The sequence below is a fragment of the Streptomyces sp. NRRL WC-3626 genome (genome assembly GCF_000718785.1).
GTDB lineage: Bacteria > Actinomycetota > Actinomycetes > Streptomycetales > Streptomycetaceae > Streptomyces > Streptomyces edwardsiae.
In genome coordinates this window covers 1-13,947 of record NZ_JOCA01000041.1, presented here as the reverse complement: position 1 = coordinate 13,947, position 13,947 = coordinate 1, and the positions used below count along the sequence as shown (strand labels likewise).

Here is a 13,947-nt window from a genome sequence, read left to right as displayed (position 1 = left end):
CAGTCGTGAAGGGGATGGGTGCACATGCGGATCGCGGTCGTCGGAGCGGGTGGAGTCGGTGGCTACTTCGGAGCGCGGCTGGCCGCGGCGGGCCACGAGGTCACGTTCGTGGCGCGCGGCCGCCACCTGGAAGCCGTACGGCGCTCGGGGCTCCTCGTGCGCAGCCCTCTGGGGGATGTACGGACCTCACCCGACTCGGCGGTCGACAGCATCGCCCGGCTCGGTCCGGCGGACCTGGTCGTCGTCGCCGTGAAACTCTGGGACACGGAGGACGTCGCCGCGCAGCTGGCCTCCGCGAAGACCGGCGGCGCCCCGGTGCTCTCGCTGCAGAACGGCGTGCACAAGGACGCCATCCTCCGCCGCAGTCTCCCCGAGGAGTCCGTCCTCGGCGGAACGTGCTTCATCTCCGCGTTCATCGAGGAACCCGGCGTCGTCCGGCACAACGGCGCGCTGCAGCGCATGGTCTTCGGCGCCCGGCACCCGAGCCAGAAGGAGGTGGTGGAACAATTTCTGACAGCATGTCAGGAGGCGGGCACGGAGGCGGCGATCAGCACGGACATCGACCGGGTGATCTGGGAGAAGTTCGTCTTCCTGGTCGGCCTCTCCGCCACCACCGCGACCGTACGCCGGCCCATCGGCGTCGTCCGCTCCCACGAGCGCTCGCGGGTACTGCTGCGCGAGATCATGGAGGAGACCGTGGCGCTCGCACGGGCGTCGGGTGTCGCGCTCGACGACTCGTTCGCCGAGCGCCAGCTGGCCTTCTGCGACACCCTGCCCGTCGACATGACGTCCTCCATGCACAACGACCTGGAGCACGGCAACCGTCTCGAACTGCCCTGGCTCAGCGGGGGAGTGGCCGACCTCGCCGACCGGCTCGGTGTCCCCGCCCCGCGCAACCGGACGGTGGCCGACATCCTCGCCCCGTACGCGCTCGGAGCACCGGCCGGCGGGTGAACGCGTCCTGACTCACCAGATCAGGCACCAGTACGCGCCGTAATGCCCGATGCCGATACGGCTGTTCCCCGGAACCAGCCCGGGATCGGCCGCACCCGCGGCCGCCATCGAGCAGGCGGGATCACCGACCGTTTTGGCGTCCGCCATGCGGTGGGCGGCGGCCGTGGCAGCCGACGAGGTGTACCAGGTGGTGGTGGTCCGCACCGGCGCGTCGGGTCCGGTCGTATGCGGTGCCGTCGGCCCGGCGGACGTGGCGGACGGCTTCGGTACGTGCTGCGAGGGCGCGGGTCGCGTGGCCGGTGGCGTCCGGGTGGGCGCGGGCCGGGCGGATGACGCCGGGGGGTGCGGTGCTGCGGACTTGGGAGGTGTGGGCTTCGGCGAGCGCCCGGGCGCCGTCGGCCTCTGCGGAAGTCCGGGTGCTGTGGGCTGCTGTGCGTGTCCGGGTGTGGCGGGCTTCGGCGGGTGTTCGGGGGTGGCGGACTTCCGCGGCTGGTCGGGGGCGCCGGACTTCCGAGGCTGTTCCGGCGCGCCGGACCGCGGCGGCGGGTTCGGCTTCGTGGACTGGGACGGCGGCTCCGGTGCAGTGGGCCGGGGCGTGGTCTCGGGCGCCGGAGGCCGTGGCGTGCGCCGGGGCGCCGAGGACCGCGCGGACGCGGGCGGCGACGCCGGTGCCGCACCCGGGGTGCGGAGGGCCGACGCGCCGGGCGCGGTCCCGTGCGGCACCGGCGGGCCGCCGGGTGACTCCTGCCCGGCCGTGGGCCGCCGCCCCGGTGGGGCCGGCTCGGTGGCGGGCCTCCCGGTCGGCGGCGGCGGTACGGCCGTCGGCCGCTGCCCCGGAGGGGTCGGTCCGGTCGTCGGCCGCCCGCCCGGCGGGGTCGGCCGAAGGGGCCGGGACGTCGGCCCCGGCGAGCGCACGGACGAGGTGGACCTGGACGTGGGCGTCCGCCGCTCCGTACTCGACGGCTCGGTCGTGAACGTCCAGGACGGCAGCGGGTTCAGCGTCGGAAGGGACAGGTCGTTCGAGGCCGAGGGGCGGGGGCTGGGCGTGCCGTCGTCCTGCGCGACCCACGCCCACACACCGACGCCACCGAGGACGAGCACAGCGGCGCCGCCCACGATCCACGGGGCACGCCTGGGCGGGCGTCGGTGACGGTTCATGGTCCCACTGTGCTGTGCGACCTGGCGGGGCGCCTGTCGCGTGGGCCAGTCGCCGTGCCTGCCGTCCGGTGCGATCCCGGCCTCGTCCGCCCCGCGGCGGCCCCCTCCGAACGGGGGAGTCCCATGTGCACCCCGTCGACGCGGGTTCGAGTCTGAGGACATGCGTATCCGCCCCTGGGTCATCGTCGAGGCGCCCGACAGCCGTGGTCTTCGCCGGGTCACCATCGGCAGTGGGACGGTCGGCAGCGCCTGGTCGAAGGCCGAGCTGCGAAGGATGCTCGGCCGTTCCGGTTATCCGGAGAACATGGACCTGGACGATCCGGCATCCGTATCCTGGCGCGGCGGCGACAGCGGGACCTGGCCCGACCGGCCCTGGAGAAGACGCACGGTCATGTCACTCATGACGGCCGGCCTGCTCGTCTCCATGGTCTTCGGCGCGGTCATCGGATGGCCGGACGCCTCGGGAGCCCTGACCTTCGCCCAACGGATCACCGGGGTCCTGTTCGTCCTGTCGGGTGTGGTCCTGGGCGCGGCGGCGATCGCGGCACTCGACCACTGGGGGCGGCGGCAGTTCAGGGCATCCGGAGCCGTCGTCCTGCTCGGCGCCGTCATCGTGCTGGCCACCGACAGTCTTCTCCTCTTCCTCTGGCTGGAGGAACGGGAGTACACGCACTACCTGTTCTTCTTCATGCCCCTGTGGTGCTGGTCCGTATGGGCACTGGTGCTTCTCGTACGGGAGAAGGCGTGGAGGGGGACACCGCAGCCGAGGAAGTTCGCGGCCGGGGTGGTGGCCACGGCACTGCTGACGGCCGTCAGCCTCGCGTACTCCACCATGTACCAGCCCGCGGCGGCCCCCATGCACTTCACCCTGGAGGCCGAATTCGGGAAGGCGTGGACGGACCGCAACCTCCCCTATGTACATGTCCCGCTGACGCTGCGCATGAAGAACACCGGAGGAATTCCGGTGTACATCATCAATGACATCTACACCGTCCGCGGCAGGGCACCCCTGTACACACGCGGCGAGGAGGACCTCGCGACGGAGTGGATGAGGACGGTGGGAGGGGAGGGGCAGCAGGAGGGGGAGGCGGAACTCTACGTGGACCGGCTCACGTACACGACGGTCAGCAGCGGGCGGTTCCACGATCCGGGCAGCTCGCTCGACGTCGGGCAGGAATACTCCATGAAGCGGGTGTTCCAGCTCCCCCGGGACAGCCGGTACGACACCGTGGGCGTCGAATTACAGATCGCCTACATGAGAAAGGACCGCGGAAAGCTCGACGTGGAGGAGTTCGGGTTCGCCCACCCGACCTGGAACAGGAACGACCGGCGCTACTACTGTGCGCCGACGATCTGCGGGGAGCAGATCATCCACCGCGGACGGGTCAGACACAACAACAACCTCATCAACATGACGCGCACACCGCGCTATGTGACGGCCGTCTGGTCTCCGGGGGGCAGGTTCATCTCCTCCATTTCCTCTCTGGCGTTCGACTACTCCGGGCCGGGTGACTACCGGGAGGAGCAGAGGGAGCTGGAACGATACGGGGCCGCGAAGGCCCGAACCGATGCGGAGATCTCCATGGCCGAACTGATGGGTTCCGCGGGGATCTGACCCGGTCACCCTCCGGTCCGGGTGAGCCAGGAGCCCGCCGTGACCCCGAACCTCTCCTCCAGGTACTTGGCGGTCTGCGTGCAGGAGAGGGAAGAGCCGCCCAGAGTCCCGTACAGCTTGTCGCGCGGTACCAGTTCGGCGAGTGCGGTGATGAGCGGTACGACCTCGAACGGGGCCTCGGAACGTTCGTTGTTCCGCAGCTGGGCCAGTACCTCGATCTGGTCGTCGCTCTTCTCCTTGGCCTTCCAGAAGTCCTTGACCCCCTCGTCCTCCCATGCCGCGGGCACCAGCTTCCGCAGGCCGCCCATGAGGCTCGAGTCCCGGACGGACTCGAATACGGCGCTGCTGCAGACGGCCGCCGCCTCGCCGAGTGACTCCTTCGGGCCTTTCCGGGCGGAGGCCGACTCCTCCTGCTGGTCCTTCATGCGAGCGGTCCGGTCCTCCAGCTCCTTCTCGGCTGCGGACCGCTCCTTCCGCGACGTCTGCGGATCGGTGATCTTCCTCAGCAACGAGCTGACCTGCCGGCTGACTTCCGCCAGCTCTTCCCGTTCCTTCGGTGGTGTCCGCCGGTCGTGCACGATGTCCGCGGAGGCGCCCAGCAGCATGCTGGTCGACTGAACCGTGTCCGCCTTCCGGCTCCGCCATGCGTTCGCCGAACCGGACGGCCTCCGCTCCTCGCTCTGCTTCAGGGCGTAGTTCGTCTCTCCCACCACTGGGATCAGCCGGCTCCGCAGTTCTTCCGGTGTCCGGGGATCGCAGATGATGTCCAGGGCGGACGTCGTCCGTTTGACCACCAGGATGAACAACGACCCCTCCTCATCCGGTACTCCGGAGCCGGCGACCACCTCGAGCGTGGACGTCACCTGCTTTACGATCGCGATCAGTTGCTCGCGCAGTTCGGGAGGAGTCCTCGGGTCACTGATGGCTGCCAGCGCGATGGACAGGTTCTCCGCGCTCTCGATGACGCCCTCCCTGTCCTGCGGCGACGTCTCAGGGGTGTCGAGGGCTCCGATGATGCCGAGCAGGGTGTCGACGGCCGGGGCGAGTTCCTCGGGGACCTGTTCCTTCTCCTCGGCCAGCCCCGTCGTCACCTCGTCCGCCTCCGCCTCCGCCTCCGTCTCTGCCTCCGTCTCCTGCTCGGGAGGGGGTTCGGAGGTCTGTCCGTCCGTCTCGCCGGACGTCGGCGACGTGGCGTCGTCGGACGTCCCGTTCGACGGGGCAGTGGACGACGTTGTGGGGCTGTCGGGCTCGTCCGGCTCACTCGGCGATGGGGTGGGCGGTGTCGTGGTGGGGCCTTCGCCCGGATCGCTCGGCGGAGGTTCCGTGCTCCGAACGACCGCCTCGGCGGTGCCGCGGTTCGTACCGCGGGGCTCCGCCGTGGCGACCGTCATACCCGCCGGCACCGCGAGCGCGGTGGCCAGGAGGGAGGCGTTGACCGCGTGGATGACATACCGCCGGGAGATTCTGGCCATGTCGGTCCCAGATACGTTGTGCGCCGTGCCGCTCCGTCCGTCACCGATTCTTCCCTTGGACGGGGGCTCCGGGATACGCGGAGCCGGAAGAACGCGGAGCCGCCATGCGTCCACTCTTCACCTGTCCGGAGTATCCCGCAACGGGACACCACGCTGTGCCGGAGGGCGCGGCCGACCCGCCTTCCCGAGCCGCCGCAGAGTGACGGGGCCTCCTCGACCGGCCGGTCCGCTCGACGACCTCGGTGCCGCGGCGGCGAAGACCCGCGCACGCGGGTCTCTTCGGTGAACGGCCCGATCACCTCGTCGGCCGTCGGCCGTCGGCCGTCGGCTCCGGCCCCGTCCCTCCGGGGCGGCGTCCGCCCCGGACACCACCTTCACCGCAGGTCGCACCCTGTCGTTCACCACGGGCGCGACGGTGTCCTTCATGCCGGACGACGTGGGAAAGTCAGGCGTATGGGCATACGGGGAAGGCGGAAGAGCGGAAAAGCCCACACGGGCGGCGGACGGGGCGTGGGCCCGGTCAGTGAGGAGGTCGCGATGACAGGGTCGGAGCATTCGGGGGTCCACGGACAGTGCGCGCCGACCGCCTCCGAGGCGCTGGACGCCATCGGTGCCGGTGCCTATGCCGTCGACGAGCAGGGCCGCATCATCGCGGTCAACGCCCGCGCCGAGGAACTGCTGGGCCGGACCGCGGCGGAGCTCGTCGGTCATGACGCGCACGACCTGCTGCACCGCGATGCGCTGGGACAGCAGATGCCGAGAACCCAGTGTGCGATGCGGCAGGCGTTCCACGCCGGACGCCCGGCCCAGTCCGACATCGACTACTTCGCCCGCGCCGACGGTTCCGTACTGCCCATCTCCTGGCTGATCACCCCCTACGGCACCGGCGACCACCGGACCGCCACACTGGTCGTGTTCCACACTCCCGAACAACCGCCCCGCACCGGCCCGCAGCCGGGATCACCGGCCCAGTCGCTGTCGGAACTGCAGCGGCTGGCCCTGCTGGCCGAGACCACCGCGCAGCTGACGTCCACCCTCGACGTCGACGAGGCGCTGCGCAGGCTGGTGTCCCTGGTCGTGCCCCGGCTGGCGGACTGGGTGGTCGTCGACCTGATCACCGAGCGGGACGAGGTGTGGCGTGCCGTGGTGGCCCACGTCGGCGCTGAGGCGCCGGTCCGCCACGAGGAGCTGGAGGGGCCCATGCCGCCGATTCCCGAGGAGTCCCCGATGCCCCTGTCCAGAGCCCTGCGCGGGGTCGCCTCCACCCTGGCCGGTCCGCAGAACTACCAGGGGACACCGGATTCCGGCATCGCGGTCGAGCAGGGCCGGCTGTTCCGGGCCACGGGAATGCACTCCGCGGCCATCGCTCCCATCCGCAGCCCGCGCGCCGTCCTGGGCGCGCTGACCCTGGGCCGCGCCGACTACCCGGAGCCGTTCGCCCCCGTGGACCTTCCGCTGATCGAGGACGTGGCGCGCCGGGCCGGTCTGGCCCTGGACAACGCCCGCCTCTACCAGCGCCAGCGCAAGGTGGCCGAGACCATGCAGAACCATCTGCTGCCCCAGATGCCGGGTGTCTCGGGCCTGGAGATGAACGTCCGCTATCTGCCCGCGCCCGACGCCTCACACGTCGGGGGCGACTGGTACGACGCCTTCCCCCTGGCCGACGCCTCCACCGCGCTGGCCATCGGGGACGTCGTCGGCCACGACCTGGAGGCGGCGGCCGGCATGGCGCAGGTGCGCAACATGCTCCGCGCCTACGCCTGGTCCCAGCACGAACCTCCCAGCCGTATCGTCGAACGGCTCGACGAGGCGATCGTGCACATCACCGACGTCACCATGGCCACCATGATCTTCGGCAGGATCCAAGCGGCCGGCGACGGTCACTGGCAGCTGTCCTGGACCAACGCCGGCCACCCGCCGCCGCTGCTGGTCGGCCGGGACGGCCTGGCCCGCTTTCTCAGCGACGGTCACGGCATCCTCCTGGGCACCCAGGCCGGCCTGCGCCGCCCCGACGCCACCGTGCTGCTCCCGCCGGGGTCCACGCTCGTGCTGTACACGGACGGACTCATCGAGGTGCCCGGGCAGTCCCTCGACGCGGGCCTGAACCGGCTGCGCCAGCACGCCGCCGCCCTCGCCCGCCGCCCCCTCCCCTCGTTCACCGACCAACTGCTCCGCCGTGTCCGCCCCGCCGAGAACGACGACGACGTCGCCCTGCTGGCCCTGCGCGTCCCCGACGAACCCCCGGCCTGAGAAGGCCGGGGGCCGATCGGCCCGGGCACGGCGCGCCCACGCCGTGCGGGCGGGTGCCGGTGGAGGGAGGATCTGTGGGACGACGGGCCGCCCGGCACCGTCCACCGCGCGAAGAGGCCCCGCCATGACACCGTCAGACGATCCGCCGCCCCCGGCTCCGCGCGGGGGCGCGCCGGGCGGCGGTCGCTACGGCGAGGCCGTCTTCCGCCCCGGTCAGGCGCACGAGGACGAACGCATCGACCTCGGCGCCCTCGCCTACGACGACATCACCATGGCGCGGCTGCGGGCACTGGGCGCCGGCCCCGGATGGCGCTGCCTCGACGTGGGCGCCGGAACGGGCACCGTCTCCCGCCGGCTGCTGGACGAGGCCGGAGTGACGAGCGTCCTCGCCGTCGACCGCGACGTACGTTTCCTCACCGCACGGCCCGTGCCGGGACTCGACGTGCTGGAGGCCGACGTCACCGCCCCGGACTTCGCACCCGGCCGGTTCCGGCTCGTCCACGCCCGCTTCGTACTGATGCATCTGCCCGAGCGTGAACGCCTGATCACCGCACTGGCCGGACTCCTCGCACCCGGTGGTGTGCTGGTGCTCGGTGACGCGGTCGACCTGACGAGCGAGCGGGCGCCGGGCACGCCGTACACGAAGGCGATGCGGGCGATGTGGGAAGGGCTGCGGGTCACCATCGGCACCGACGTCTCCCGGGTGCCGTCGTACCCCCACCTGCTGCGCGGCGCCGGGCTGGTGTCGGTCGGCGCCGAGATCCATGTGCCGCCCCTGCTGCCGGGCAGCCCCATCAGCCGCTTCTGGGCCGACACCTGGCGACGCGGCAGGGCGGCGATGCTCGCCACCGGCCTCGTCGACGACACGGCTGTCGACGAGGCGGTCCGGTACCTGGACTCCGACGACTGCGCCGCGTTGTCCGCCGGGATGCTGACCGCGTGGGGACGGAAACCCCGACCGGCCCTAGTCGCCGCCGGTGCGGGCGAGCAGGTCCTTGTCGGTGATGGCGCGGACCACTCGGCACGGGGTGCCGACGGCGACGGTCATCGGGGGAATGTCGCGGCTGACCACACTGCCCGCGCCGATGACCGACCCGTATCCGATGCGGACGCCGGGCAGGACCACCGCGTTGCTGCCGATCCACACCTTGTCCTCGATCACGATCGGTTCCGAGAACCGCCCGAAGTCGGTGCGCCGCGAGGGATGCACCGGGTGTCCCGTCGTGGTCAGTGTCACGCTCGGAGCGATCATCACACCGTCACCTATGCGGATGTCGACATCGTCGACGAAGGTGAGGTTCACGTTCCCGAAGAAGTCGTCCCCGATGTGGACGTTGCCGCCGAACCCGGCGTGGAACGGGGGCAGCAGCACCGTGCGTTCACCGACGGAACCGAGGATCGCGGTCAGCAGCGACCGACGTCTCTCCTCCTGGCCCGGAGGCGTGTGGTTGTACGCGAAGATCTCCTCCGTGCGGCGCAGGGGAGCCTGGAAGGCGGCCTCCGACTCGGTGTAGACGAGCCCCTTGGCGATCCGGGCCAGGACCTCTTCCTCGTGAGAACGCGTCACAGTGAAACGGCTCCGTTCGTCCGGCCTTCGGGTCCGGGCCCGGCGCGCCTCGGCCGGCGCGCACACCGAGCCTATGTGTGCCGTGCACGCACGACGAGCCGCTTTCATGGAAGCGCTGCCGCCGGGCTTCAGGTCTGGACCACGGCGACTCCTTGTCGCATCATGACCCTTGCATGACAACCACTCTGTCGCGATGACCACCGGGACGGTGACCGTGCGCGGTTCCCTGGGCAAGGCGGTACTGACCGCGGTCCTCCTGTCGGCGCTCCTGGCGCCCGTTCCCGCTGCGGCGGCACCACCCCGGCAAGCGGCCCCCGCGCATTCCACGGCCGCCGCCGCGGACTGGACGGCGCCACTCAGCACCCGGGGCCGCTGGATCGTCGACGCGGACGGGAACCGTTTCAGACTGCGCTCCGGCAACTGGCACGGCGCCAGCGGCACGTGGAACGGATCCGGCAGCGCGGACGACGACGCCAACCATCACGCGGGGGAGAACGCGCACCGGATACCGCTCGGCCTCGACCGCGCCCCCATGGCCGAGATCATCGCCGGTTTCCAGGAGATCGGGATCAACAGCGTCCGGCTGCCCTTCTCCAACGAGATGATCCACGACACACGCCCCGTCACGGACGACGCCGTCACCGCCAACCCGGGACTGCGGGGGAGCACCCCGCTCCAGGTGTACGACGCCGTCGTACGCGGACTCACCGACGCCGGTCTCGCGGTCATCCTCAACAACCACACCAACACCACCCGTTGGTGCTGCGGAGTGGACGGCAACGAGCGCTGGAACGCGAGCCGGTCCACGGGGGCGTGGGAGGACGACTGGCTGTTCATGGCCCGCCGCTACCGGGACAACAAGCGTGTCGTGGGCGCGGACCTCTACAACGAGGTCCGCCGCGACGTCTGGGACGACCCCAACTGGGGCCTCGGCGACAACCACGACTGGTTCAGCGCCTCCCAGCACCTCGGCGACCGACTTCTCACGGAGGCCAACCCCGATCTCCTCGTCATCGTCGAGGGCATCAACTGGACCGGCATCCCCGTCGACGGGTTCGCCCATGGACGCCCCGCCCTCGAGCCCGTACGCCGTCTCTCGCACACCCTCGTCGACTCGGGCAAACTCGTCTACGCGGCCCACTTCTACGGCTATACCGGCCCGAACCACAGCGGCGCCACCGGCATCGGCGAGACCACCGACCCCCGCTACCAGGACCTGTCGCCCGCCGAACTCGTCGACGTGCTGAACCGCCAGGCGTTCTTCGTCACCGCCGAAGAGGACCGGCATTTCACCGCCCCCGTCTGGATCAGCGAGTTCGGCGTCGGCGGCCGGGAGGAGACGGGCGCCGCCCAGCGCGCCTGGTTCGAGAACTTCGTCGACCAACTGGTGCGTACCGACGCCGACTTCGCCTACTGGCCACTCGTCGGTCTGCACGAGAACCGCCGCGGCAACGGCTGGGCGCTGCTCCACTGGGACTCCGCCGGCCACCGCATGGGCCTGTACGACGGCGACGACTGGCGGGCCGGGGCGTGGACCCGGCTCATCGGCGCCACCGGCCGCACCGGGCCCGTCGCCACCGTGGCCCACTGGTCGATGCTCAGCCCCGACCACGGCGACTTCATCGCCTCCCGGCGGATGCGCGCACTGTCCGACTGGGACTCAGGCGCCCGCAAGGCCGCCTGCCCCGACGGGCAGCGCCTCCTGGGCCTCGGCCACACGGGCAACCGCGGCCTGTGCTCCGACGTGACCGCCGGGCCGCTCGGGGGCCCGGCCGGCGGACACGCGGTCGTCAAGGACGAGCGGTACGTCCCGCCGGGCGGCGACTGGGCCTCCGGGTACACCAAACTCCAGTGCCCCGACGGCCATTTCCTCACCGGCTACAGCGTCCGGGGCGCCGCCCTCTCGTCCGCCCTGTGCACGAAGGCCGAGCCCGGCGGGATCACCGGCACGGGCGATCGTACGGTCTGGTTCGACCGGGGCGACAACCGGGGCGGCACCCCCAGGGGCGGCGACTTCGCGCACGGCCACTACAAGGGCCAGTGCGCGGACGGCGAGTACGCCGCCGGCATCGCCTACACCGGCCGTATCGGCTCCTCGCGCACCCCGGACGCCCTGTACTGCCGCCCGCTCCACTGACCCGGCACCGGCACTTTGTCCCATGCGAGGAAGAAGGAGCGGGACTCTGCGCGAAAGGGGTTACGCGTTCCCGTGAGGCCCGCTAACTTCCTTGAAATGAACCGGTCATGCCCCTGTCGGGGGTGACGGGCCGGTGTCCCACGGCGCGACGGCGCGCGCCCGTACTCCATCACGGTGGGCCCCGCGGCCTGCCGCCACCCCCCATATCCTGGAGACTTCCGTGCGCACGAGACCGCTCGGACACAGACGTGTCCGCACACTGCTGACGGCCCTGGCGTGCGCCATGGGCCTGGCGCTGCCGGCGGGGCCGGCCGCCGCGACGCCCGGCGCCCCGGCCACACCGGTCGCCGCCGCCGCGGCGGCCGAGGACTTCCAGCAGGTCACCCTCGCCAAGGGCGTCGCCGAGACGGGTGAGCCCATGACCCTGGCCGTCCTGCCGGACCGCTCCGTACTGCACACCTCACGCGACGGCACCCTGCGCCGCACCGACGCGGCCGGCACCACCACCGTCGCCGGCCGGCTGAACGTCTACAGCCACGACGAGGAGGGCCTGCAAGGCGTCGCCGCGGACCCCGGCTTCGCCTCCAACCGCTTCGTCTACCTGTACTACGCCCCCCGGTCGGACACTCCGGCCGGTGACGCACCCGCCGACGGAACGGCGTCCGACTTCACCCCGTTCGACGGCGTCAACCGGCTGTCCCGGTTCGTTCTGCGCACCGACGGAACCCTGGACACGGGCAGCGAGAGGAAGATCCTCGACGTGCCCGCCTCCCGCGGGCTGTGCTGTCATGTCGGCGGCGACATCGACTTCGACGCGGCGGGCAACCTGTATCTGTCGACGGGCGACGACACCAACCCCTTCGCCTCGGACGGCTACACCCCCATCGACGAGCGTGCCTCCCGCAACCCCGCCTACGACGCCCAGCGTTCCTCGGGCAACACCAACGACCTGCGCGGCAAGATCCTCCGTATCAAGGTGAACGCCGACGGCACCTACGGCATCCCGGCGGGCAACCTCTTCGCACCCGGCACCGCGCGGACCCGGCCCGAGATCTACGCGATGGGCTTCCGCAATCCCTTCCGGATGAGCGTCGACAAGGCCACGGGCACGGTCTACGTGGGTGACTACGGCCCCGACGCGGGTACCGCCAGCGGCTCCCGCGGGCCCGGCGGACAGGTCGAGTTCAACAGGATCACCCAGGCCGGGAACTTCGGCTGGCCCTACTGCACCGGCAAGAACAGCGCCTACGTCGACTACGACTTCGCCACCGGCGCCTCCGGCTCCGCCTTCAACTGCTCGGCGCCGAGGAACACTTCGCCGCGCAACACGGGCCTGACCGACCTGCCGCCCGTCCAGCCCGCCTGGATCCCCTACGACGGCGGATCCGTTCCCGAGTTCGGCAACGGATCCGAGTCACCGATGGGCGGACCCGTGTACCGGTACGACGCGAACTCCGCCTCCGAGGTGAAGTTCCCCGCCGAGTACGACGGCGACTTCTTCGCCGGTGAGTTCGGCCGCCGCTGGATCAAGCGCATCGAGACCGGCGGCGACGGAACCGTGCGGTCCATCAACGCCTTCCCCTGGACCGGCACCCAGGTGATGGACATGGCGTTCGGCCCCGACGGCGCCCTCTACGTCCTCGACTATGGCACCGGCTACTTCAACGGCGACGCCAACTCGGCTCTCTACCGCATCGAGCACGTGACCGGCGGACGCGCACCGCTGGCCCAGGCCAAGGCGAACACCACCTCCGGCAAGGCACCCCTGACCGTCGACTTCTCGTCAGCGGGCAGCTCCGACCCGGACGGGGGCGCGCTCACCCATGCCTGGACCTTCGGTGACGGCAGCACCTCCACCGCCGCCGACCCGTCCCACACCTACACCGCCAACGGCCAGTACACCGCCACGCTGAAGGTCACCGACCCCACCGGCAAGTCCGCCACGGCCTCCGTACAGATCACCGTCGGCAACACCGCACCCACCGTACGGCTCGACACACCCGCCGACGGACGGATCTACGACTTCGGCGCGGCCATCCCGTTCAAGGTCACCGTCACCGACCCCGAGGACGGCGCGGTCGACTGCGCCAAGGTGAAGGTCACCTTCATCGTCGGCCACGACAGCCACGGCCACCCGCAGACCTCCGCCACCGGCTGCACCGGCACCCTGCACACCCTGGCGGACGGCGAACACGACCCCAACGCCAACATCTTCGGCGTCCTCGACGCCGAGTACACCGACAACGGCGCGAACGGCCAGCCCGCGCTCACCGCACACGACCAGCACATCACCCAGCCGAGCCACCGGCAGGCCGAGCACTACGGCGACTCCGCCGGCGTCCAGGTCATCAACCACACCTCCGCGCACGGCGGCAAGACCGTCGGCGAGATCCAGAACGGCGACTGGATCTCCTTCACGCCGTACAGCCTCGACAACACCACCGGCTTCACCGCCCGTGTCTCCTCGGCCGGCACCGGCGGCACCCTCGAGGTCCGCGCCGGCTCCCCGACCGGCACCCTGCTCGGCACGGCCACCGCACCGGTCACCGGCGACTGGGAGACCTTCCAGGACGTCACCGCGGCACTGAGCAGCGGGCCGGCCGGCACAACGACCCTCTACCTCGTCTTCAAGGGCGGCAGCGGCGCCCTGTTCGACGTCGACGAGTTCTCCTTCACCACCTCCGCCGGTGGCACCCGCACGGGTGAGGTGAAGGGGGTCGACGGGAAGTGTCTGGATGTGGACAACGGGGGCACGGCGGACGGTACGGAGGTGCAGGTCTGGACGTGCAACTCG

Annotated in this window: 9 protein-coding genes and 1 pseudogene; 7 read left to right on the top strand and 3 right to left on the bottom strand. The window is 71.1% G+C overall.

Annotated features, from left to right (window positions below; genetic code table 11):
• Nucleotides 1-24 precede the first annotated feature (24 nt).
• Complete coding sequence (locus IF28_RS0135510) at nucleotides 25-954, top strand: ketopantoate reductase family protein (protein ID WP_030229472.1); 930 nt, start codon at nucleotides 25-27, stop codon at nucleotides 952-954.
• Between the two features lie 12 nt (nucleotides 955-966).
• Here IF28_RS0135510 and IF28_RS36770 read toward each other — a convergent pair whose 3' ends face one another.
• A complete protein-coding gene (locus tag IF28_RS36770; protein WP_037894799.1) occupies nucleotides 967-1,158 on the bottom strand; it encodes a hypothetical protein in 192 nt (63 codons plus the stop codon).
• 268 nt (nucleotides 1,159-1,426) lie between these two features.
• On the opposite strand from IF28_RS36770, the gene IF28_RS0135500 reads away from it, so the two are divergent.
• Both IF28_RS0135500 and IF28_RS37230 read left to right on the top strand, forming a co-directional pair.
• Entirely contained in the window at nucleotides 1,427-2,104 is a 678-nt protein-coding gene (locus tag IF28_RS0135500; RefSeq protein ID WP_030229470.1) for a hypothetical protein, read from the top strand.
• Nucleotides 2,105-2,272: 168 nt separating this feature from the next.
• Nucleotides 2,273-3,727 (top strand): Yip1 family protein, encoded by a 1,455-nt coding sequence (locus tag IF28_RS37230; protein WP_051713998.1) that lies wholly within the window; start codon nucleotides 2,273-2,275, stop codon nucleotides 3,725-3,727.
• 5 nt (nucleotides 3,728-3,732) lie between these two features.
• Here IF28_RS37230 and IF28_RS39355 read toward each other — a convergent pair whose 3' ends face one another.
• Nucleotides 3,733-5,199 carry a hypothetical protein gene (locus tag IF28_RS39355; RefSeq protein ID WP_030229467.1) on the bottom strand — a complete coding sequence of 489 codons (1,467 nt, stop codon included), beginning with the start codon at nucleotides 5,197-5,199 and terminating at the stop codon, nucleotides 3,733-3,735.
• Nucleotides 5,200-5,736: 537 nt separating this feature from the next.
• Here IF28_RS39355 and IF28_RS0135485 point away from each other — a divergent pair.
• Nucleotides 5,737-7,449 carry a SpoIIE family protein phosphatase gene (locus IF28_RS0135485; RefSeq protein ID WP_030229459.1) on the top strand — a complete coding sequence of 571 codons (1,713 nt, stop codon included), beginning with the start codon at nucleotides 5,737-5,739 and terminating at the stop codon, nucleotides 7,447-7,449.
• A gap of 124 nt (nucleotides 7,450-7,573) precedes the next feature.
• Nucleotides 7,574-8,407 (top strand): annotated as a pseudogene (locus IF28_RS38410) (class I SAM-dependent methyltransferase); the annotation flags it as partial.
• 6 nt (nucleotides 8,408-8,413) lie between these two features.
• On the opposite strand, the gene IF28_RS0135475 reads toward IF28_RS38410, so the two are convergent.
• Complete coding sequence (locus IF28_RS0135475) at nucleotides 8,414-9,016, bottom strand: sugar O-acetyltransferase (RefSeq protein ID WP_030229454.1); 603 nt, start codon at nucleotides 9,014-9,016, stop codon at nucleotides 8,414-8,416.
• A gap of 193 nt (nucleotides 9,017-9,209) precedes the next feature.
• Here IF28_RS0135475 and IF28_RS0135470 point away from each other — a divergent pair, with 193 nt between their 5' ends.
• Nucleotides 9,210-11,153 (top strand): glycoside hydrolase family 5 protein, encoded by a 1,944-nt coding sequence (locus IF28_RS0135470; protein WP_030229452.1) that lies wholly within the window; start codon nucleotides 9,210-9,212, stop codon nucleotides 11,151-11,153.
• 220 nt (nucleotides 11,154-11,373) lie between these two features.
• Nucleotides 11,374-13,947 (top strand): PQQ-dependent sugar dehydrogenase (locus IF28_RS0135465; protein ID WP_030229450.1); only part of this gene is annotated, 2,574 nt, incomplete at its 3' end.

Bases quoted from the DNA above. Each gene is read 5' to 3' on its own strand.
- IF28_RS0135510 (WP_030229472.1), top strand. From the start codon at position 25: ATGCGGATCGCGGTCGTCGGAGCGGGTGGAGTCGGTGGCTACTTCGGA.
- IF28_RS37230 (WP_051713998.1), top strand. From the start codon at position 2,273: ATGCGTATCCGCCCCTGGGTCATCGTCGAGGCGCCCGACAGCCGTGGT.
- IF28_RS39355 (WP_030229467.1), bottom strand. From the start codon at position 5,199: ATGGCCAGAATCTCCCGGCGGTATGTCATCCACGCGGTCAACGCCTCC.
- IF28_RS0135485 (WP_030229459.1), top strand. From the start codon at position 5,737: ATGACAGGGTCGGAGCATTCGGGGGTCCACGGACAGTGCGCGCCGACC.
- IF28_RS0135470 (WP_030229452.1), top strand. From the start codon at position 9,210: ATGACCACCGGGACGGTGACCGTGCGCGGTTCCCTGGGCAAGGCGGTA.